The organism is bacterium (assembly GCA_009926305.1).
GTDB lineage: Bacteria > Bdellovibrionota_C > UBA2361 > UBA2361 > RFPC01 > RFPC01.
In genome coordinates this window covers 12,167-32,459 of sequence record RFPC01000024.1, presented here as the reverse complement: position 1 = coordinate 32,459, position 20,293 = coordinate 12,167, and the positions used below count along the sequence as shown (strand labels likewise).

At 45.9% G+C, this 20,293-nt stretch carries 20 protein-coding genes and 1 tRNA gene; 13 read left to right on the top strand and 8 right to left on the bottom strand.

Going from position 1 to position 20,293, the window contains the following annotated elements; translation table 11 throughout:
• Positions 1–407 precede the first annotated feature (407 nt).
• Positions 408–728, top strand: coding sequence for a rhodanese-like domain-containing protein (locus EBR25_05860; GenBank protein NBW40519.1), 321 nt, complete (start codon positions 408–410; stop codon positions 726–728).
• A gap of 11 nt (positions 729–739) precedes the next feature.
• On the opposite strand, the gene ispF is transcribed toward EBR25_05860, so the two are convergent.
• Both ispF and EBR25_05850 read right to left on the bottom strand, forming a co-directional pair.
• A complete protein-coding gene (ispF, locus tag EBR25_05855) occupies positions 740–1,225 on the bottom strand; it encodes a 2-C-methyl-D-erythritol 2,4-cyclodiphosphate synthase (GenBank protein NBW40518.1) in 486 nt (161 codons plus the stop codon).
• The gene (locus tag EBR25_05850) at positions 1,225–2,067 is read right to left on the bottom strand and encodes a lytic transglycosylase domain-containing protein (protein ID NBW40517.1); all 843 of its coding nucleotides are present in this window, start codon (positions 2,065–2,067) and stop codon (positions 1,225–1,227) included. The genes ispF and EBR25_05850 overlap by 1 nt, the downstream gene beginning before the upstream one ends.
• A gap of 40 nt (positions 2,068–2,107) precedes the next feature.
• On the opposite strand from EBR25_05850, the gene EBR25_05845 reads away from it, so the two are divergent.
• The 5 genes from EBR25_05845 (at position 2,108) to EBR25_05825 (ending at position 7,633) form a co-directional block, all read left to right on the top strand.
• Positions 2,108–2,959 (top strand): hypothetical protein, encoded by an 852-nt coding sequence (locus EBR25_05845; protein NBW40516.1) that lies wholly within the window; start codon positions 2,108–2,110, stop codon positions 2,957–2,959.
• 211 nt (positions 2,960–3,170) lie between these two features.
• Positions 3,171–3,899, top strand: coding sequence for an NYN domain-containing protein (locus tag EBR25_05840; GenBank protein NBW40515.1), 729 nt, complete (start codon positions 3,171–3,173; stop codon positions 3,897–3,899).
• An 88-nt stretch (positions 3,900–3,987) separates the two neighbouring features.
• The gene (gene dnaB / locus EBR25_05835; GenBank protein ID NBW40514.1) at positions 3,988–5,442 is read left to right on the top strand and encodes a replicative DNA helicase; all 1,455 of its coding nucleotides are present in this window, start codon (positions 3,988–3,990) and stop codon (positions 5,440–5,442) included.
• 185 nt (positions 5,443–5,627) lie between these two features.
• Positions 5,628–6,533 carry a phenylalanine 4-monooxygenase gene (locus EBR25_05830; GenBank protein NBW40513.1) on the top strand — a complete coding sequence of 302 codons (906 nt, stop codon included), beginning with the start codon at positions 5,628–5,630 and terminating at the stop codon, positions 6,531–6,533.
• A 242-nt stretch (positions 6,534–6,775) separates the two neighbouring features.
• Entirely contained in the window at positions 6,776–7,633 is an 858-nt protein-coding gene (locus tag EBR25_05825) for a flagellin FliC (GenBank protein NBW40512.1), read from the top strand.
• A gap of 29 nt (positions 7,634–7,662) precedes the next feature.
• Here the strand turns inward: EBR25_05825 and EBR25_05820 are convergent, their stop codons facing one another.
• Positions 7,663–9,042, bottom strand: a complete 1,380-nt coding sequence (locus EBR25_05820) for an MBL fold metallo-hydrolase (GenBank protein ID NBW40511.1) — start codon at positions 9,040–9,042, stop codon at positions 7,663–7,665.
• Positions 9,043–9,180: 138 nt separating this feature from the next.
• On the opposite strand from EBR25_05820, the gene EBR25_05815 reads away from it, so the two are divergent.
• The 5 genes from EBR25_05815 to EBR25_05795 all read left to right on the top strand — a co-directional run bounded on the left by EBR25_05815 (position 9,181) and on the right by EBR25_05795 (position 12,898).
• The gene (locus EBR25_05815) at positions 9,181–10,611 is read left to right on the top strand and encodes a hypothetical protein (protein NBW40510.1); all 1,431 of its coding nucleotides are present in this window, start codon (positions 9,181–9,183) and stop codon (positions 10,609–10,611) included.
• Between the two features lie 50 nt (positions 10,612–10,661).
• Positions 10,662–11,213, top strand: coding sequence for a hypothetical protein (locus EBR25_05810; GenBank protein ID NBW40509.1), 552 nt, complete (start codon positions 10,662–10,664; stop codon positions 11,211–11,213).
• Positions 11,210–12,007: a 1-acyl-sn-glycerol-3-phosphate acyltransferase gene (locus tag EBR25_05805; GenBank protein NBW40508.1), complete on the top strand. Its 798-nt coding sequence runs from the start codon at positions 11,210–11,212 to the stop codon at positions 12,005–12,007. The genes EBR25_05810 and EBR25_05805 overlap by 4 nt, the downstream gene beginning before the upstream one ends.
• Before the next feature lie 108 nt (positions 12,008–12,115).
• Positions 12,116–12,733, top strand: a complete 618-nt coding sequence (locus EBR25_05800; GenBank protein ID NBW40507.1) for a hypothetical protein — start codon at positions 12,116–12,118, stop codon at positions 12,731–12,733.
• 81 nt (positions 12,734–12,814) lie between these two features.
• Positions 12,815–12,898: transfer RNA gene (locus EBR25_05795), tRNA-Leu, on the top strand.
• A 254-nt stretch (positions 12,899–13,152) separates the two neighbouring features.
• Here the strand turns inward: EBR25_05795 and EBR25_05790 are convergent.
• Complete coding sequence (locus EBR25_05790; protein ID NBW40506.1) at positions 13,153–13,347, bottom strand: hypothetical protein; 195 nt, start codon at positions 13,345–13,347, stop codon at positions 13,153–13,155.
• Between the two features lie 3 nt (positions 13,348–13,350).
• Between EBR25_05790 and EBR25_05785 the strand changes: the two genes are divergently transcribed.
• The gene (locus tag EBR25_05785) at positions 13,351–14,292 is read left to right on the top strand and encodes a hypothetical protein (protein NBW40505.1); all 942 of its coding nucleotides are present in this window, start codon (positions 13,351–13,353) and stop codon (positions 14,290–14,292) included.
• Here EBR25_05785 and EBR25_05780 read toward each other — a convergent pair.
• Together EBR25_05780 and EBR25_05775 are read right to left on the bottom strand one after the other, a co-directional pair.
• A complete protein-coding gene (locus EBR25_05780) occupies positions 14,289–15,047 on the bottom strand; it encodes a gamma-glutamyl-gamma-aminobutyrate hydrolase family protein (protein ID NBW40504.1) in 759 nt (252 codons plus the stop codon). The genes EBR25_05785 and EBR25_05780 overlap by 4 nt on opposite strands.
• A gap of 6 nt (positions 15,048–15,053) precedes the next feature.
• Positions 15,054–16,652 carry a hypothetical protein gene (locus tag EBR25_05775; protein ID NBW40503.1) on the bottom strand — a complete coding sequence of 533 codons (1,599 nt, stop codon included), beginning with the start codon at positions 16,650–16,652 and terminating at the stop codon, positions 15,054–15,056.
• 118 nt (positions 16,653–16,770) lie between these two features.
• Between EBR25_05775 and EBR25_05770 the strand changes: the two genes are divergently transcribed.
• Positions 16,771–17,472, top strand: coding sequence for a hypothetical protein (locus tag EBR25_05770; GenBank protein NBW40502.1), 702 nt, complete (start codon positions 16,771–16,773; stop codon positions 17,470–17,472).
• On the opposite strand, the gene EBR25_05765 is transcribed toward EBR25_05770, so the two are convergent.
• On the bottom strand, positions 17,457–19,379 hold the full coding sequence (locus EBR25_05765; protein NBW40501.1) for a hypothetical protein: 1,923 nt from the start codon (positions 19,377–19,379) through the stop codon (positions 17,457–17,459). The two genes, EBR25_05770 and EBR25_05765, sit on opposite strands and share 16 nt — an antisense overlap.
• Entirely contained in the window at positions 19,372–20,274 is a 903-nt protein-coding gene (locus tag EBR25_05760) for a hypothetical protein (GenBank protein NBW40500.1), read from the bottom strand. The genes EBR25_05765 and EBR25_05760 overlap by 8 nt, the downstream gene beginning before the upstream one ends.
• Between the last annotated feature and the right edge of the window lie 19 nt (positions 20,275–20,293).

Sequence of the window (20,293 nt, the reverse complement as noted above, 5' to 3'; positions counted from 1 at the left end):
ATCCTTTTGCGGCCTACCTCGTAACTCCGCATTCTTCGGATGTTCTAGCTCACATAACACATTGTCAGCCACCTCTAGCCTCTGCCGAAGTTGTTTCTGGTCTCCTGGTCGGTCAACTGCCATGTCTCTAAATCGCGCCTTTAAGCCCCCGTTCTTGGTGAACGAACGTATTCTTATAGGTGTTGTGGCAGCAAGAAGGGAGAATGTATCGTAAGAACTCAGCTTTCTCCCCGATTTTTAGCAAAAAATCAGGTATTTGACGCTAGCCACTGGCTTTGTTCCAATGAAGACCTGAGCAGACTGTAAGGAGAGGGAGGATGAATAATCGAGCGAAGTACCGCAGATCTTGCTTTGCAACCTTACTTTTGTGTTTTTCAGGCTTACTTTTATCTTTTTCAGGAAACATTATGGCAGAACCACAAAGCTTTTCCATAAATGAGGCTCAAGAAGCAATACAAGAAGGGGCACTCTTGATCGATGTGCGGCAGCCAGATGAATACGAGGAAGGGCATGCACCAGGAGCGCAAAATATTCCGCATGACGAGCTCATAAACCAACTCGAAAAATTAGGAAAAGATAAGAACAAATCAATCGTGGTGTACTGTAGAAGCGGGGCGCGCTCCTCCTACGCCAAGGACATTCTTGAGCAGAATGGCTTCACTCATGTTCTCAATGCGGGAGGTCTACCTGAAATTTGCTCAATTGTAGAAGGCTGGAACACCCCCTGACAGACTACTGCTCAAGAAGAAAAGCGACTTATGAGAACCACCGCTGTGGCCATTAGCCCTTCACCTCGCCCAAGGAATCCCATCTGTTCGCAGGTTGTTGCCTTAACACCAACAGCATCAGCTGGAAGCTCTAGGATCTGCGCGATGCGCTCTTTTATTTGTTGCCGATAAGGCCCGATTTTCGGCTGCTCCGTGACCACTGTGGAATCTATATTAAGAATTTTCCATTGTTCTTTCTTCATTACCTCCACGACGCGTGAGAGAAGTTGTGCACTATCTGCTCCCTTCCATCGTGAGTCCGTATCCGGGAAAAATTCGCCGATATCTCCCCTTCCCATCGCTCCACAAATTGCATCAGTGATCGCATGAAGAAGAGCATCGCCATCAGAGTGCGCTTTCAGCCCTGAATGATGCGGAACATCAATGCCGCCAAGAATAAGACGTCCACCTGCTTCAAAAGCATGCACATCAACTCCCTGACCAATGCGAATTTCCATCAACGTCCTCGCGCCTTAGTAAACGGCCAGAGCTCACGATCCTCCAAATACAGGAGAGATGCAAGTAAACGAGGCACATACTTCCTGGTCTGCGGTGGAAGCGCTTTCTTGCGAATCAATTTCCAATAATCACACACCAGTTCTCCTTTGCAAGCTCTCCTGACGCGAGCAGCACCACAGTTGTATGCCGCAAGTGCTAGTGGCCAATCTCCAAACTGCAAGTAGAGGTCGTAAAGATATTGAGCAGCAGCATCCGTTGAACGGTCGGGATCTTTCCTCTCATCTCCAAACAAATTTACACGTAAACCGTAGTGTCGACCGGTAGCTCGGGTAAACTGCCATAATCCTGCCGCACCTTTTTGACTAACTGCTTGAGAACGAAAGTGGCTCTCAACAAATGGGATAATGAGCATATCGGTTGGTATGAGGTGCTTCTCTAAAATTCTGCCGAAACTATCAAAATAAGGAATTGCTCTCTTCAAGGCGTTCTCTAAATCACGTCCATGCCTCCCCTGCAACCGTTCATACTCCTGAAGAACCTCCACGGGACGCACTCGGTCAAAGCGCGGCAATAAAAAGCTATTATTTTCGCCCATCTCATAGGAAAAGGCGCTCTTGGAGGCGCTGGCACGAACGAAAGGAGACACCGTCTCCTCTCGAGGCGACGGATCGTGGAAAATCAACCAGTTTTGTTCTATAAATGAGCACCCAGTCAGGCACAGTATGACGATCACCATATGAAACTTCAAAGTTAACCTATTGAATTTTATTGGTGAAAAAAATTGTTGTTGTCTTAGGCGCGCTAGCAGCATCTTAAACACGGGTTCAAAAAAAATGGGCATAATTACGGTTTACTGCTGGTTATTAAAAAGGCTAACAGCTATGCGGCGCTTCGCTTTTCTCAGTCATACTGCTCTGAACCACCCTACTGGCGCCCGCCCTCAGCCAGCAGGACCTCGACAGCGATCAGAATATGGACAGAGAATAACAGACAAGACTCAGATCGCCTACTCTGAAAGAAGCCTAATGGATTCTAATCCAGCGGCTAGAACGGAAGTCATCGAACTTACTCGAAAAGTGTGCTCAAAACTCCAATGCTCTTTACTTTCAGTGCTTCTCACTCTGGTCTGTTTTCCCGGGTGCTCTAGCACCATAGGCGTTCAACACGTGCAAAACAGCACACCAGTAAAAATTACACCGGGGTCTGTTTTAATTGCTAAGAAGCTCCCTCCCATAACTGAGATTGATCAGATACCTCTATACGGATTTTTACCCCTTCCCCCTATCCATCAGACAGAGGCAATAGGAACACAGGAGGCTGAAAAAAGCTGGCTTGAAATTAACAGCTCTGCGGGACGGGTCACTGCAAAAAATAGTATGCATACGGTCTTTCAGATGCGACTGCAATTTGAAGACATCTTCCAAGAGTTACACTTTGAGAAAAAGACCGAGGTAGTAATGGTCTCGGATAATCCTGTATGGATCGCCCCTGCAGAGTATTTCCTAGCGCGAGGTTTACCTGTACCGCCTGAGGGAGATAGTAGACGGTTTTTGAAAGGAATCCTTGGCTCCCATGCCATCTATCTTTCCAATGGACAAGTTATCCACTCTGGCCCATCTCAAGCTCAAACATTGGATCCGTCTACTCGAGTAAATGGATATCGAGTCGCTCCTGAAAAAATGCGAGACCTACTTCGCCATGTGAAAGTTGGAATGCCGGTCATCGTCCGTTAGTCCCGTTCCGCGTTTCTCCCTCAGCCAGCCTTCCTCAACTGACTTTGACTCTCTATCCCACTCGAGTTATAGTCTTTGCGTTCCAAACACACATCGTGAATAGGAGTAGAGGGCTGAAGAGGGGTGGCTGAGCCGCGCCTAGAGGAAACCAGTGGAAGCAGAGAGCTGTTTGCCTTTCCACAAATGCGGGGCTCCCTCAAGGGGATGAAACATGAATATGACACAACAACCTTTCGAGAAAGTTAAAAAAGGCGTCGTAAAGAGGAAGAGCCGTCGGATTGTCGGGGTATTTATTGACGGGACTGGTTTAGACCGTGCAACAAGAAGAATGCAGAAGCGAGTCGATATGCCTAAGCTTGTAAAGGGCGTAGCTGCTGGTGCTACACCTGCTGTGGCCCGGTACTATACCCTGATTCCGCATGAAGATGACTCAAGACAGCGGGCATTCTTGGATGCCGTACGTAATGCAGGACTTCAAGTCATTGTAAAGCGTCTCCCCCCGAAGGGCATTACGAGACAAGTGTCTATTGAAACTGAGATGGCCTCAGACATTATTGCATTCGGATTAGGGAAGAATACATTTGAAAACCTCGGATACGACCTAGGCTCAGACGATGAGGCTCAACAAGAGTTTTCAAACCGAGAAGGCAACCGCACAAAAATGCCGTTCAGAAAGCAGGAAAGAAGGATACCAGAGGCAGAACCAAAACCGAGACTCATCAGTAGCCCTCAAGATGCACCAGAGGGCCAACAGGAGGAGCGAATTGTCACCGTAGTTTGTCCAGGCAGAGATTTAAGCTATCCCTTCCTCTTCCTGAGAAGTGCGAATATTCAGACAGTTAGTGCAGATTTTGGTCAGGCTTCAGGCAGAGAGCTCCTCAAGAGCGCTGCGAAATGGATTGACCTTTCAGATTCGGAAACTATTTGGCGAGAAGACTAAGTATCACTATACTCCATGGGCTGGAGTGATATACTCTCTCCCGTCTCGTTCGAGAATCTTACAAGAAGAAGCAGGAATCGCCTAGGTTATGACGCAAAGCTCAAACGCATTTACTCGAAACGCCAATAAAAAACGGGGAGAACAAAACTCCTCTGCTCTGCAATCCCACTCTCGTATTCCTCCCAATACTCTGGAGGCTGAAGAATCAGTACTTGGTGCAGTCCTTCTTGATAATGACGCCATTGATATGGTGCTCGAAAAGGTAACGAGTGAAGACTTCTATCAGCCGCGTTATCAAGTCTTATTCGAGTGTATGCGCACGCTTCATGACAAGGGGCAGCCAATTGATATCGTAACGCTTGGCCAACAACTTCGTGCGAGGAGCGAGCTTGATAACGTCGGAGGGCTTGAAGAACTCTCTCGACTTGCTGCCGTAGTGCCAAGCTCAGCCCACGTCGCGTACTATGCAAAGATGCTCAAAGAAATGTCTATCCGGAGAAAACTCATCCACGAATCGGCTGAGATTTCTCGAGAAGCATTCGATCTCTCAGAGAATATCGAAAGCTTTCTTGATATGGCTGAACAGCGCATACTCGGGGTCTCTGACTTTAGGGCAAAGCCTGCTTTTCACCGTGTTGGAGATATTGTTCAAACCTCGGTTAAACTGATTGAAGACCTCTATCAACGAAAAGAGCCGATCACAGGAACTCCTGCTGGGTTCACGAAGCTGGATCAACTGACAGCAGGCTTTCAACCCTCTGACTTAATCATTATCGCTGCACGTCCATCGATGGGGAAAACGGCATTAGCATTGAGTATCTCACAATTTGTCGGTGTAACGACAAAAAAGCCGGTAGCCCTTTTCTCGCTGGAAATGTCAAAAGAACAGCTTGTGACCCGAATGCTCTGCGGAGTTGGAAAGGTTGATAGTGCTCGAGTCCGGGTAGGGAATTTACAGGAATATGATTTTCCAAAACTCGTCGAAGCAGCAAGCCAAATTGCTGAAGCCCCGATATTTATCGATGATACTCCTGCAATGACGGTCACAGAACTTCGTGCAAAATGTCGAAGACTGCACAGGGAGAATCCTCTTGGACTTATTCTTGTGGACTATTTGCAGTTGATGAGAAGTCCTGCGTATAGCAGTAGCCGAGAACAAGAAATCTCAGATATCTCACGCTCGTTGAAGGCACTTGCGAAAGAGCTGAATGTACCTGTTCTCGCGCTCTCACAGCTCAATCGTTCGTTAGAAAACCGGACTGACAAGCGACCTATCATGTCTGATCTTCGGGAATCAGGTGCTATTGAGCAGGATGCTGACCTTATTATGTTTATTTATCGCGATGAGGTTTATAATGAAGAGACTGAGGATAAGGGCGTTGCAGAAATAATCGTCTCTAAACAGCGGAATGGCCCAACGGGGATTGTCCGACTGGCGTTTCTTCCAGAGTATACCCTTTTTGCGAACCTCGATGAGCGAGAAGAGTCCGACTTCATCGACCAAGAGCTCGATCTTTCAAACTTGGATGACGACATCTTCTAGGCTTCTGAATCTTCTTCTCGGCTTCTAACGGGCCAGTGAGAGGCCTCAGGGCCAGCAAAGATCTCTTGCCTTTTTTCTGAGGTTAGAGCCTATCCTATACAAGAATCCTGGGGAAGAATTCCAAGAGCGCGTATTGGGCTTACATGCTATACTGTTGGATAAGGATTTGAGGTAAGCGTGTACCTATGGCTGAAACAGTAGACATGACCACCAATCGGGCTCCCTTCATAGAAGAGGCGCGTTCTGGTGGGCAGCTTTTTACCGAGCAACCGTATCACTTATACAGCGAAGCAAATCACCAGGCATGGAGAGCTCTTTACCGCCGCATGCTACCCCAATGGGAGAAATATGCTCATCCGAAGTTCTTAGAAGGAATTCAAAAAGTTGCGCTTGATTCAGAACGAGTGCCTCGATTAAGTGACATTAACAATTTTCTTGCTCCGCTAAGCGGTTTTTCAGCTCGGGCAGTCACAGGGTATGTCCCCTTTTATCTTTTCTTCGACTCCCTTCGTCAGCGAGCATTTCCGACGACTATCACTATTCGAGATAAATCGCAGCTCGACTATTTACCAGAACCCGATATTTTTCATGATGCCGCAGGTCACGTGCCGATGCATACCGACCCCAAATTTGCCGATTCCTTAGTAAAATTTGGGGAAGTAGCAAGAACCGCGGTGCAATATGCTCAGTCGTTGGGCGATAATGAGAAGTCCTACAAAATTGTTGAAAATATCATGAAAGGGATGTCTCGCTTCTTTTGGTTTACCGTAGAATTTGGGCTAATGCGCCACGAAGATGAGCTGAAAGTATATGGTAGTGGAATTCTCAGTTCTTATGGCGAGATCGAGTACGCCATTGAGTCTCCTGAACCACAGAGACATCCATTTCAAATTGAGTGGGTCATTAATCAATATTTTGAAATTGATCACTATCAACCACTGTATTTCGTTATCAACTCCTTTGATGAGCTTTTTGAACACATCAACTCGCTTGAAGACTATATCAAGCAAGGAAAACTCAACAATCTGAGTCCTGGAGAACCAGGAGTGAATGAAGAAGATCTGCGCTCATTTCTTGAGGCAAGCGTTTAAAAAAATCCCCTTGTTGCAGAAAACGTATCGCTTGAGATAGAAATTCAAACAAAGCTTACTCCCCTAAGTAGTTAAAAGTTCCTTGCTTTTATATACGAGTTTCCACCATTTTCATGGGCTGCTCAATTTGCCCTTAAGTTTTTTGGCTCAAAGACCTTATAAAAAATCAATTCATGCCGTAACTCTCTTCAAGGCACGTTAGAGGAAGTAAATGACCTGACCGTCACGGAGGAGTAGCAAACATGACGATAAGCCTCGGAAATAATCTATCAGCACTACGCTCAATAACAAGCCTTACGAAAAGCACACGCGAACTCTCTAATAGCTTTGAAAAGTTATCATCTGGTCTTCGCATAAATAAAGCATCGGATGATCCAGCAGGATTAGCGATGGCGGAGGGCCTGAGAGCAGATGCAATGTTAGCTGCAGTTGCAGTTCGTAACGCCAATGATGGAATATCAGTTGTTTCGATTGCAGATGCTGCCATGGGAGAAATTTCAAGTATTCTCGGACGAATGGCTGAACTCGCCGAACAGAGTGCAAACGGAACCTATACCACAACTCAACGCTCAGCATTAGCATCAGAGTTTGTTGCTCTTGGGTCTGAGATAGAGCGAATAGCCAGTACGACAGCATTCAATGATATGACACTTCTCTCGGATAGTAGTTCTATTAGTATTCAAGTCGGATTTGATAATACAGGGGCATCTGTGGTTCAGATTGACGGCGTTTTAGCTACTCTCGATGCACTGGGGGTTGGAACACCTGGAGGAGCCCTTAGCTACTCAATTAACGGCGCGAGCGATGCGTTTGCTCAAACTGCTGCAGCGGCAGCTCTTGATGCAATTAACACCGCAATTTCTACGCTAGCAACAAACCGTGGCCAGATCGGCGCCGCAGAGGGCAGGCTGTCCGCTGCGATATCGTACCTTGAAGTCGCGCGAGAAAATTATGTAGCTGCTGATTCACGTATTCGAGACGCTGACATTGCTTCAGAAGTGGCAGAGCTCGTTCGGCAACAAGTCTTACAGCAATCTGCCGCCGCAATACTAGCGCAAGCAAATCAACAACCGGCGGTTGCCCTGTCACTACTTCAGTAACAGGAAAGACTACACTCGGTGTACAAAAACTAGATTTCGAGTGCTTGAAGGTATTCGGGCACCTCGGCCTGCCACTTATAGGTATTTTTCAAGGTTTGAGCAAAGTCATGAGCCGAGTCCGGTTCTCCGTGAACCACAGCCACTTTTCCAGGCAATCCCTTACCCGCTTCACACCACCTTAGAAGCTCGTCTCTGTCCGCGTGAGCGCTTAACCCACTGATTGACTCTATCTCGGCCCGTATATCAACCTCGTCGCCAAAAATGCGAAGTGTGCTCTCCCCTCTTAGAATCCAATCACCTCGTCCACCAGGAGGCTGATAGCCAACAAACAGAATGGTATTATTTGGGGAAGAGATTCGATGCTTCAAATGATGGAGAATCCTTCCACCTGAGAGCATTCCCGAGGCAGAAATAATTACCATGGGTTCTACAATACGATTCAGCTGCTTTGACTCCTCTTGGCTCTTGGTGAAGTAAAGCTTTGACGGGGCAAATGGATCACTCCCTTCCCTTTTTAATTCAAGTGCTTCCTCATCGTAGTCATGAATATTCTGGCGATAGACCTCGGTTGCACTTTGTGCCATGGGACTATCAATGATGATAGGAATATCTGGAATTTTTCCCTGATCTTTTAATTCACGGATATAGTAAAGGAGTAATTGGGCACGACCCACTGCGAAAGAGGGAATGACCACTACGCCATCTCGTTTCACCGTTTCATTTACAACACGTTCTATGGCTTGTTGAGGCTGCGAATGATCATGAAGTCTATTCCCATAGGTTGACTCAATAAGGAGTAAGTCCCCAAATTCGACGGGCTCCGGATCTTTCAAGATTGGAATAGTGTAACGCCCGACGTCACCAGAGAAAGTAATTTTCTTTCCATCGATCTCCAGTGTTATTGAGCAAGCCCCAAGGATATGCCCCATTCTTTTCCACTCAGCCTTAACCCCTGGTGCAATATCAACCTGCTTATCAACAGGAACCGACTTAAACGAGCGGAGCACTTTTTCAGAATCAGTAACCGTGTACAGTGGCAATGCTGGATGATGGCGGCTTTTTCCTTTTTTATTCCTCCATTCAGCCTCTTCCTCTTGTAAACGAGCGCTGTCAGGCAGCAGAATACGGGCGAGGTCGCGGGTAGCCCGCGTTGAAAAGACCGGACAGTGAAGCCCAAGATGGGAAAATCTCGGCAGAATACCAATGTGATCAATGTGCGCGTGGGTCAAAAGGACCGCATCGATATCGGAGAGGTCACACGGTGGAGTATCCCAATTCTTCTCCCTCCATTTTCGACTTCCTTGAAAAAGTCCCGCATCGACAAGAATCTTCGCCCTCTTACCCTGAACAAGATACTTGGAGCCTGTAACGGTCCCTGCTGCTCCTAGAAACGTCACCGTAACGGTCATAATTTTCCTACTCCGCGCTCAAAAACGAACAAAGCTGCCTCTTTTCTCTCACAAAGAGCTATAAGTTTCAATTACTTACTATTGGCGTATATCTTGCTCACTCATCCTCAGAGATCTTACTTACGGGAGCACCGCGGAATGCCACTGATAAACTTCTCGGGTCTTGCATCGGGAATTGACTCCGAAGCGCTTATTGAAGCGACTGTGGATGCTCGTCGAGCTACCAGAGTCGAACCCAAAGAGAAAGAAGTTACCGAACTCGAGGGAACAAATACCGCCCTCCAAGAGTTAACGACCCTGCTCAATGAGTTTAAGACTCAACTCTTGGACTTTACGTCTCTGAATGGTGGCGGCGTATCTAAGACAGTCTCAAGCTCTGACGAGACGGCAGTTACCGCTGTTGCAAGTAATGCAGCAACTGGTGGTACGTATACCATTACTGCCATTGATCAACTTGCGACAAACCACACCTATACCTTCACTGAAAGCATCTCAGATCCATCAGCTGCCATCATGGGTGCAGGCGAAGAGGGGCAACTTGATGTAACTATCGGCACTGAAAGCTTCTCTATTTCTGTAGATGAAACAACCACCTTTAATGATCTCGTAAACGAATTCAATACGACCACAGATGCTGGGACTGCACAATTAGTCAATGTGGCTGCGCCAGGACAAACCGCTGACTATCGACTTGTCATTACGAGCAATAATGTCGGTGAACAGAATGGACTGATTACTATCGACACAACCACAAACGTCACATCATCGCCAAATCTTGATACCTATCTCGATTCCGTTGCGGCTAATGCCGTTGATATACCTGCTCAAAATGCAATCTTTACTCTTCAAGGAGTAGGACAAATCGAGCGGGGCTCCAACACAATCAATGACGTTATTCAGGGAGTAACGATCTCGCTTGAAGATGCAAACATTACCACTAATGTTACTATACAAGTGAAAAACGATTCCTCTGGAACAGAAAGTGCCGTAAGAACGTTAATCGAGAAGTTTAATGAAGTCGTAGAGTTTATTGCTGAGAACAACGAGATTACGAGAAGCGATAATGGACGAGATATTGACAATATTTTTGGGCCGCTTGCAAGCACACGAGTAGACGATGGTGCGCTTACCGCTCTTCGAGGGAAGATTACCGCTTCGGCTTATGATATGACAACCAATGCGGTTCGCATTTTTGCAGATCTTGGCATTACTACGAATCGAGACGGGACCCTTGCTTTCGATGCTGATGATTTCCAAGAAGCTCTCTCTAATGAACCAGATTCAGTGAACGAAATTCTCAAAAAGTTTGCGGATGAGACCGCTGTATCAGGTGGACTTATCGAACAGTACACTCGTTTCAACGGCCTTATCGATACGATTGAGAGTGCAAATACTACGCGTATCGAGAATTTAAATGACCAGATAGCAAGGGCAGAAGAATTTATCGAAAAAGAGGCAACTCAAATTCGTCTGCGATTTGCTCGACTTGAAGCAAACATCTCGCGGATGCAGTCTCAACAGGCCGCTCTTACCTCGGCTCTTGCTGGGCTAGGTGGCGGCTCTGGATAAAGCCTTCCAGAGGATGGAGAAAAGAACCGTAGGCTGCTATTCTGTGACCTATGGCAGCACCTATCCTATCACAAGAGACGAACGAGCCTTCTGACAGCACGTCAGCATCACTCAAAGAACTCGCTCCTGGCGTGGACCAAATCCTTGAACGCTCTGCATTACTCCCTCAGCAAAAGCATGAGTTGAGAAGACAGCTTGTTGGAGCGATAGCTCAGAGACCAGAGTACGAGTGGATTAAACGAGAATCCGGTGTCTCCTTCAATCCTCTTCCAGCGCGTGTTACTGAAATACTTCTCCGTGAATGTCAGTGCAGTAACGTTTCAACACTGCGAGCAGCAATTACTCTTGCGAGCGGAATAAAGACTCGACCTTCGTCTGAGAATCAGGAACATGATCATGCTGATCTAGCATACTCACTTGATATTCTTCGACATCTTCACTACCCATCGGTCCAGGATTCTACGCGGCAGGCAATCCTCCAAGACCTTCCCAAAGTGATAGAAATTGAACCCGGGGATGCCCCCATGGAGCGACTCCTTACCCTGTACGATGCAGCTCTCAACAGGACAAAAAAGCGATATGGAGGTGATAATCACTCATGACTAAAAAAGAATGTATCGCTTCTCCAACACTAGCGGAAACAAAGAGTCAACGACTATGGCTACAATATCCTTCTACGGTAATACACATATTCATATTCTGTTGTAACTTGCTGCTTTTTCATCCCCTGCTTTTGGTTGCAAGGCTGTTTGGTGAAAGAGCACTCGACTGGGTGATGAATTTTCATTGTCTGATCCATCTCTTCAATATTCGACTGACGGGAGCCCGCTATACAATTCAGAAAAGCAAGCATATCTCACCAGAAAAGCCCCTGATCTTGGTATCAAATCATCAAGCGATGTACGATATTCCACTGATCATCTGGAATATGAAATCACGTCGTCCCAAGTTTATCTCAAAAAAAGAGTCAGCATCGTTCATCCCCTCTATATCATTTGCTCTTCGCCGCGGTGGGCACTTACTTATTGATCGGAACAAGAAAAGAGATGCGATCAGGCGAATTCAAGAATTTGGTAAAGCGCAAGAAGCTCAGACTGGGGCAATTTGCATATTCCCAGAAGGCACTCGCTCACCGAATGGCGCTATGCGCCCATTTAAGGCGGCGGGAGTCATCTCTTTACTTGAGTCGATGCCAAATGCCCAAATCATTCCCGTCACTGTTGACGGAACAGGTGCCGTAGTAGGAAAGCAATTACTCCCGATCGGACTTGGAGCAAGAATTTTACTCCACATTCATGATCCGTTAAATCGAGAAGGGAAAAGCTCTGAGGAGATTGTCTCTGAAGCAGAGTCCACTATTCAGCAACGCCTAGAAATGTGGCGAAAGGCTTCTTGAGCGATTGGGTAAGATCCACTATCGTTATGGAGTATCTATTGATACCTATCGATTTATAGGAACACACAAGAGTTTTTCATCTCTACGTCAGCGAGCAGAGGAGACGTCATGCAGGTTATAGAAACAGTTTTGAGCAACCTCAGTGTATTCAAAGAGGGGTATGCAATATATGGTTCACACGCAGCGAATCTTTATCGTGAAACAGAGCGGCCTGGCACTTCATTCGATATTGCTCTAGCACTTGGAAGTGCAAAACGGTCGCGAAAAGAGTGTGAAGCTATTCTGAAAGAGCTTGGATACACGATTGAGCATGAATGGCTTGATGGTCTTCATTCGGCTGTAGGAAAAACCGTTGGAATAGTCATTGGCAAGCATGAACATTCAGAACAATATCCGACTATTCATTTCTACTTACCATCCCTACCCTGGGTTTCAAAAGGGGTACGAAGAGGGCAGCTTTTAGAGTGCGATGTATTTGGCAGCACTTATCCCGCGATTCCAGTTGAAGACCTCGTTATTGCAAAAATACACAGTATCTCAGGCAGGGTAAGTGGTGTCGAGAATCGGCTTGAACAAGAGGTTGATGATCTCGTCAGTATCTTTAAAAGCGAGACTCCCATTGAGATTCCATACGTATTAGGGGAAATAAACATGCTTGATCTTAAGGTGCATAGCAGTCTTTCTGGGCACGTCCCTCCTGAACTTGAGAAGTATCTGAATTCTTGAGATTACGCATATTTTACAGATTATTTGACCCTCGATAGCAAGATACAGTACAACCTGCGCAGCGAGGTCTGTTAGTCATTTGCCGGAGTGGCGGAATTGGTAGACGCGCCGGATTCAAAATCCGGTTGGGGCAACTCAGTGAGGGTTCGATTCCCTCCTCCGGCAGTATCTTCGCTCGGCGCTCTGCCCGCTGTATCTCCGCTCGGCGCGATTTTCCTCATCGGTGTTCAGTGCTAGGCCCGCTGTATCTCCGCTCGGCGCTAGGCCCTGTATCTCTTCCATCAAAATTTGCATAGCCACCACAAATCAATAACCCCAGAGCAGCGGCTCATTCCAGTACCATTCGGTACTCTATCATGGGAAATTTCCTTGGCATTAGAATTCCACCTCGCTTCTGCGGTACTCACCCCTGACCCTCCTCAAATGATCGTGTAGCCACAGACCTGACTATCACTCCATCCATCTCTTATTGTGAACGGTCTTTGTTCTTGAGCAACAATACCAATACGTTGAGCCGGAGCGGCCAAATAAAGATGTGGACGCGATAAATCATTCTCCGTTATCATTCCATGACAAGAAACGAATTCGTCAATTAAAGCGAGTGAAGCACGCATTATATGAAGCCTAGCTCTACTAAGCGGTTATTAGCCATTATCAACTACAATTCCGGTAGTGGCTCTGGATATCAATTAAAAGATTGTTTGCAACAACTTGCCCAACGTCATGGATATTCACTCCTTATTCTTTCACCACAAGAAGCAAGCGCTCTACCCGACGAAGACTGGCATCAGTTTGACAAATATATAATCGCAGGTGGTGATGGCACGCTCTCACAACAAATATGCCGTTTTGCTGGCTCGACCATCGCTTTTCATATCGTACCCCTAGGAACAGGAAATGACCTCGCTCGGGAGTTCGGATTGTCGCATCTCAGCACACTGAAAGAGCAAGAATTAGAAGCATATATATTAGGAGAGAAAACCCGAAATATGCAGATTTGGGAATGTAGCTTCCCTCAGACCAATGAGGTCCCAATACGGTTTATGAATTACTTCTCCATAGGGCTAGAGGCAGCTGTTATTAAAAAATTTTCGATGGGGAGAGAGAAACAAAAAGCATGGTTTGGCTCCCGAATCATAAATCGACTTCTTTATGCTCGATACACTCTTCAAGAACTAAAAAAAGGGAAGACTATAATCGTAAACCAACTGATATCTGAGTCTAATAAGCAAACCCAAACGCCCAAGCATCTGCTTTCTATCTGCTTCACAAATCTCTCTTCACTCATGGGCCTCGGCTGGCAGAAGCCACGTGGCAATCCAGAGGATATGCTTATTGAAGTCCGCTTCATGCAAAGCATCTGGAATTATTTTAAAACAATGAGTCCCCTTGGAAAGCAAGCCCCCTACGCAGAAGGCTGCAAGTGGGCGCTCCATCTTGAAAACGAAATAGAGAGTATCCAGTTTGATGGTGAACCAAAACAGCTTACTCAGCCAGTACGTTCTCTTGACATTCGACCTCTAGGAGCCGTTCATATATCGCTGTTTCCAAAGACCTAAGTCTTGAATTTTTTACAGACACTCGCGAATTCAGCAAAAAATGGCGACAAAGCTGTTCTCCCCTCAACCTCTGGATGACTCTGAATACCAAAACAAAAGTAATCTGAATCTATATGCTCGATTACCTCTGGAATTCCATCCCTGCTCCGTCCAACAATTCGAAAAAGTGCGCCTGGATCTTTTATTGCTTGATGATGAGCCGAGTTAATAGTAATTGAAACGTCCTCAGAGCAGCTCAAAATATGAGAGGCATACGTGCCTGCATCTATCGATATCTCATGCTCTACTGTTGAGATCCAGTTGTGATAATTCGAAAATCCCTCGGGAGCTGCGTGAACCATATTATCTGAGACATCAGGAAGATGTTGGTACAACTTCCCTTCACATGCTACTGCCATTACCTGAGCCCCACGACAAATTCCGAGAACTGGTATCTTTTTTTCTAATGCCCTTCGCACGAGATTGAGCTCCAGAATGTCCCGCTCAGCAATTACCGTCTTATTCTCTTCATGATTCTGCTCGCCATAAAAGGAAGCATTAATATCATCACCCCCCATGAGAAATAATCCTGACGACTCCTCCAATAACTCATACGCATCCTCAAGTGGCGTAAAGGGTGAGATGAGGAGTGGAAGAAGTCCCTCAGAAAAAAGACGCTCCAGATAATTCTTCCTAGCGAAGTGGACCTCTCCATGACCCACGTTCCCATCATTATTATCAGTTCCTAATGGAACCAAGACTCTTGCTGTACTCACTGCCTCCTATCCTCCTATGGAGATACTACCTCTTTGCTGAATCTGTTCTAACATACTCCACGCTATCTCATTTGTTTCTGCTGTCACTAATATCTTTGCCTTAGGAGAAGAAACAATATTCTCATAATCATTCCCGCTTCTCGCAAAAAGACTTCTCATCGCAAGCGGAACAACGGTCACACCAGTATTATTTTGAGGATCAGTTAAATTTTCTCCGCTAATAGTGAATACCTCCTCAAAATCATCAAATGAAAGAAGCGGCTTATGAGCGGTAATATTTACATTGATGAATCCCTCATGCCTTTCACCCCACAGTGCAGCAAGTTTCTTTGCAGTAAGAGCAGGAACCGTGCTCATTGTAGGTCGAGCATTAAGTTCTATACAATAAACGGTCGGTCCAGCCTCAGGAGTGTCAACAATAAAGAAGTCAAACCCTGCATATCCTCGATAACCGCTCGCATGAGCATAATGGAATACTCTCTTCCCCTGCTCAAGGATATCTTCAAGGATCTCGGGTGAAAGCACTTTGGGATCAAACCGCTCACTACCTCTGTAGCTCCCATCACTTGCCGTATTCTGCCGAAAGAAGTCTACCAGCTCTGTTGTTCCATCGTGGCGTAATAATACATTCATACTCCCGTTTAATACTACTTTACCGATTTGCCGCGCATCCCTCTCAATAACAAGCTCTTGAGCAAGAGGAGTGTTTCTCTCTTTGGGCCAAAAATCTCTCAGTTGGGAACTTTCTGGAAATTCCGCGGATGAAAAAGCAGCTTCCACTGAACGTCTCATATCTGACAACGCGGCATCGAGCCCTGGTCCCCTATCAGTACTAAAACTCTTTACGAGATCTCCTCCTGAGCCACACGAGAGCTTCAACCAATAGTCACCAGATAAAAGAGCGCTCGCGTTCTTCAGATCGTGGTCACTTCGAATGACGCAACCTTCAAGTACTCTAAAATCAAACTTTTGAGCACTCTCGCGAAAGAGCGCCTTATTATTCAGTTCGGCAGGATTGAAATTTTGTATACCTAAACATTTATTTTGCAGTGAGAACTCTATTCCCTCTGAGGTTGGAAATGTCGCTACAAAATAAGTATCTGAGCTTAAGATTCTTACCTCCTCTTCTTTCGCTTTCAGAAGCGTAATGGGATCACTGAATGGAAATCCTGCTTTTTGCTGGATTCTGCGATCAGGATTCACTTCAATAATGTTCGCCTCAGGAGACAAAAGCCCAACTCTTTCATAATAATCAAGAAGCCCAGGTTGAATCGTCAGTGTTACCAGCGTCTCTTTGGCAGCAAGAGTTGGAATAGCAGTGAAATGCAAATATGCATCACCAGATGGATCGGGAAGAATATTTTGTACAACATCTCCTGCTGTAAATGGTCCATTTACATAACTGTTACACAACAACACGCTCGCACCATCGGTGGCTATGCCATGGGCATGCACCACCGATAGTCCAAGCGATTTTACACTGTGAAGACTAGGGCCTACTCCTTCCCTTGAATCGGCAACCGACTGATTCTGTAAGATGGATTGATTCAGTAACGGACAACTATGAGCAGGAGGGACTGAGGCTCCTGATTCTGGGTTTATCACAAGTACGCCTTAGAAAAATGAGACAATTAACTGCTCACGTATGTGCTGTAGCCCCTCTTTGGTCAATTTTTACGATAATTTGTGTTATTATTAACATTTTTTGTGATATTTATAACTTATGAAAAAGCTCCAATCCGAACTCGCAAAACTCATCAAAGGCAATCCGTTCCTCGAACTTGGCCTACGCGAAGCTCTCTTGAATAGCGCTGCGGTTGCTCGGCTTCTACAACCAGCACTCGCTGCTCGCCTCAAAAAACCTATCTCCACCTCCGCAATTGCGATGGCACTCTCAAGAATGAACTCTGAGGTGGTCTTAGGGGCTTCTTCGAACTCAAGAAAGAATACAGAGGACACGCTGCAGTTTTCAACATCAGATATTAGTATTCGAGCTGGGCTAGAGCTCGTTTCTTATCCTCAAACTCCCGAGACACGGAAGCTGCTTGAAAAGCTCTATCGGCAGATACAGCGAAAAGAACTTTTTGCAACTCTTACAGAGGGGGCGCGTGAGATCACTCTCATCTTTGAGACTCAAGGCAATACCGTCGCTATTGAATCCATTGGCACACCTCTGATTCAAAGAGGTGGTGTTGGATGCATTGCTCTCTACTTCCCCAAGCAGTATGGACGGACTCCTGGCTTTTTGTATGCGGTTTTCCAACAACTCTTCTTCCAAAACATCAACGTGATCGAGATTGCATCTACCTCACGAGAGCTTCTGATCTATATCGATGAACAAGATTTACAATTAGGATTTGATACCCTCTTTGAACGATTTGTTTTTCGACATCGGAACCTACCTGCCTCTCAGTACAGCTCATAATCACGGACAAAGAGCTCCTGTCGTAAATATACGAATGTTGGAGTCATCGGAGGCAGTAAATCTGGATCATTAAAACGAACTTCGTAAGACCAGTTTCTATTTGGAGCGCTATAATACGTGAATGGTCCCCAGGTAGACGTTGAATGGCGAGGAGGACCGAGGCTCACCAAGGAACCGACATAGGTAAAGTCTGGAATGGACGTCCCTTCGCGAAACCACTCATTAAAGCGAAAGATATTAATTACCCCTCCCCCATTAGAATTTGCTCCAAAATTCTGCCCGGCTTCTCCGTTCGCATTCCCTGTTCTTCGCATGCCTGAAATGACCGCTGCATATACCTGAGTGGCGTTTCCATCTCTTTGATAGACACTTAATTGCTCTGAATCAGAGTCGTTCCAGTCATTAGAAAGAAGCCAAAGTGTATCCCCCATAAGAGCAGCTGGTACCCATCCGATACTATTATAATCCCCCCATACAATAATCTTTTGATCAGAGACCACCGTCAGCCCCTTCACCAGAGGAGCCCCTGAGAGAGATGATTGCAGCTCTGCTCCATTACGAATACGCACACCATAGTTATTGTGTGATGCACCAGACTCAGGACCATCGAGAGCAAAATAAAACACTAAGCCGTCCTCCGTATCATCATCAAGTGTCTTACCTGCTAAAATTTCAGGGTGCTGATACATACAGTTGAGTAGATTCTGTAAATCAACCTCGAGCGTTACTTCATAACCATTCAATATTGAGTTCGATTGATACTCTCGAAATAGTCGAAGCTTTTGTGGATCAGATGGTCCTCTGTTGCCTACTGAATAATTCACCCCCCCTTCATCAATCTGCCCAGAGCAGCTCATATCGTGCAACGCTGCGGTTGCTGCCGTGTCGATAAGACCGTCTGTGCCTACTACCTCTATACCAGTCGGACTATTATCCAAAACTGGAGCTCCATCCCCATCTAGGCGAAGCACTAATCGGATATCAGCTCTTTGCCAGTAGTCTCCATCCGAGAAAGAGTCCATATCCTCAGGCCTCGGAACATCAACTGGCTCGACTCCCAGCATCACATTTTCATTCCAATTTGAAACATCATTGATCTCGAATCGACTAGCAGAACAAGAAGGAAGGGTGATGAAGTTAGGATTCGTATTACTTGCGACATCTGAAATACGAGCCGTACCTTGATATCCTGAGCATGATGCTTGGGACTTTTGTCCGCGATAGAGATTACTTACCACCGTTACCTGCCCAGTATAATTCGTTGTTCCGCCACTCTGGGTGCCAATATACATATCTCCATTTGTATGCACATGCCCATCGACGGTCATTGATGCTCCGTTAAAGAACTCAAGATCCTCCTCAAAGAATATTGCGAATTGAAACAGAGGAACGAGCCGACTAAGGAATGTCAGCTCAAGAATAGCTTCATTACTTCCTGTAAGGTTTCTTCCCACAGACGTTGCCGTATACCGGTATTCAAGTGCATTCAATCCTTGAAATGCCTCTCCTTGAGGAATAACGATAGAGTATGGATTTTGTTGATCTTCACTGACATAAGTGACTGCATTTTGACCGTTTGAAAAACTATATGTCTGACATCGATAGTCTCCCTCGCCGAGCTGCCCCGCATCACATCCAATAATACCATCGGGTGAAACTCCGTCGGGTTTGCCATAGTCCTCAAAAATACTGCGAATTTCTTCCCCTCTGAGATTAAGCCCGGCTTCAGCTGCATTAAACCCACTCTGACTGTCTTTCGAGGCTTTTACGAGAGCCAGTTCCGTATGCGTGACGGTAAAGTATGCTGTGTATAGAGAAGCAAGTAATGCCAGGAGCATCATTGTTGCTATAAGCGCATAGCCCGCATCAGAGCTCTGCCCTATGGATCGAACTCTCCTCTCATTCATAAGACAGAACATTTCTTGGAAAGAACTCACCTGATATTGAGGATGAGAACTCTCTGTCTTTAAATGCATCACCTCCACTCAACGTTATCATGATTCTCTTGATGTTCTTCCAAGGTATGCCCGAATTTCCGCTCAACTCGGATCGAGTCTCTCCATCTTGCATCATTAAAGAGACCCGAAATGCATCTACATGAAAAGCTAAAGGTCGCGATTCATCAGAAAAATGAGTCGCTGAAACTGATAGCGTCTTATCATCAGAAGAATTAACAAATCGCATTTCTTCAACCAAATAAATACTGGTATTCATTCTTGAATATGTATTCGATAGCGGGCTGATAGAAAAACGATATTCATCTCCAATAAGACTTCCTTGCTCTAGCTCGACAAATTCATACTCTAAAGTCGAGCGATCAAACACAAAAAGACGTAAGACTTCACTATCAGCATCATTTACTCGGTCGAGAACCGTATTGTACATCGGCTCAACATTCCCTACGTAACACGCCGAATCAGCTAAATCTCCAGAGGAGAGAGTCAAGGTGCTGCTTCCCATAGAGGCATCCTCACAAAGCGTTAGAACCTCCGATAACAACCCTCGTCGGAGAATCAGTGTGTCAGATTCGGGCTCTCCATCGATAACCTCTACAGCAGGAAACAAGGCCGGCAAATATTCTCCAGACTGTCGAATATGCATCGATAAAATATCCATTGCAGAGCGAAGATTCCCATTGATTCTGGTACGGTGAACATCATGGATATAGCCATCTCTTACGGTAAGAACTGAAACATACATCAAGCCTGTGGTAAGAGTTGTAAGCCCAGCTGCTACGAGTGCCTCCAATAGAGTAAATCCAGCAGCAGAGGAGATATGATTCAATTTTCTGAGGTAACTCACTAAACAATACTCCTATTTG

Excerpts from the sequence above, each read along its gene's own strand:
- EBR25_05860 (NBW40519.1), top strand. The coding sequence starts at position 408 with ATGGCAGAACCACAAAGCTTTTCCATAAATGAGGCTCAAGAAGCAATA.
- ispF (NBW40518.1), bottom strand. The coding sequence starts at position 1,225 with ATGGAAATTCGCATTGGTCAGGGAGTTGATGTGCATGCTTTTGAAGCA.
- EBR25_05850 (NBW40517.1), bottom strand. The coding sequence starts at position 2,067 with ATGCCCATTTTTTTTGAACCCGTGTTTAAGATGCTGCTAGCGCGCCTA.
- EBR25_05845 (NBW40516.1), top strand. The coding sequence starts at position 2,108 with ATGCGGCGCTTCGCTTTTCTCAGTCATACTGCTCTGAACCACCCTACT.
- EBR25_05840 (NBW40515.1), top strand. The coding sequence starts at position 3,171 with ATGAATATGACACAACAACCTTTCGAGAAAGTTAAAAAAGGCGTCGTA.
- dnaB (NBW40514.1), top strand. The coding sequence starts at position 3,988 with ATGACGCAAAGCTCAAACGCATTTACTCGAAACGCCAATAAAAAACGG.
- EBR25_05830 (NBW40513.1), top strand. The coding sequence starts at position 5,628 with ATGGCTGAAACAGTAGACATGACCACCAATCGGGCTCCCTTCATAGAA.
- EBR25_05825 (NBW40512.1), top strand. The coding sequence starts at position 6,776 with ATGACGATAAGCCTCGGAAATAATCTATCAGCACTACGCTCAATAACA.
- EBR25_05820 (NBW40511.1), bottom strand. The coding sequence starts at position 9,042 with ATGACCGTTACGGTGACGTTTCTAGGAGCAGCAGGGACCGTTACAGGC.
- EBR25_05815 (NBW40510.1), top strand. The coding sequence starts at position 9,181 with ATGCCACTGATAAACTTCTCGGGTCTTGCATCGGGAATTGACTCCGAA.
- EBR25_05810 (NBW40509.1), top strand. The coding sequence starts at position 10,662 with ATGGCAGCACCTATCCTATCACAAGAGACGAACGAGCCTTCTGACAGC.
- EBR25_05805 (NBW40508.1), top strand. The coding sequence starts at position 11,210 with ATGACTAAAAAAGAATGTATCGCTTCTCCAACACTAGCGGAAACAAAG.
- EBR25_05800 (NBW40507.1), top strand. The coding sequence starts at position 12,116 with ATGCAGGTTATAGAAACAGTTTTGAGCAACCTCAGTGTATTCAAAGAG.
- EBR25_05790 (NBW40506.1), bottom strand. The coding sequence starts at position 13,347 with ATGCGTGCTTCACTCGCTTTAATTGACGAATTCGTTTCTTGTCATGGA.
- EBR25_05785 (NBW40505.1), top strand. The coding sequence starts at position 13,351 with ATGAAGCCTAGCTCTACTAAGCGGTTATTAGCCATTATCAACTACAAT.
- EBR25_05770 (NBW40502.1), top strand. The coding sequence starts at position 16,771 with ATGAAAAAGCTCCAATCCGAACTCGCAAAACTCATCAAAGGCAATCCG.
- EBR25_05765 (NBW40501.1), bottom strand. The coding sequence starts at position 19,379 with ATGAATGAGAGGAGAGTTCGATCCATAGGGCAGAGCTCTGATGCGGGC.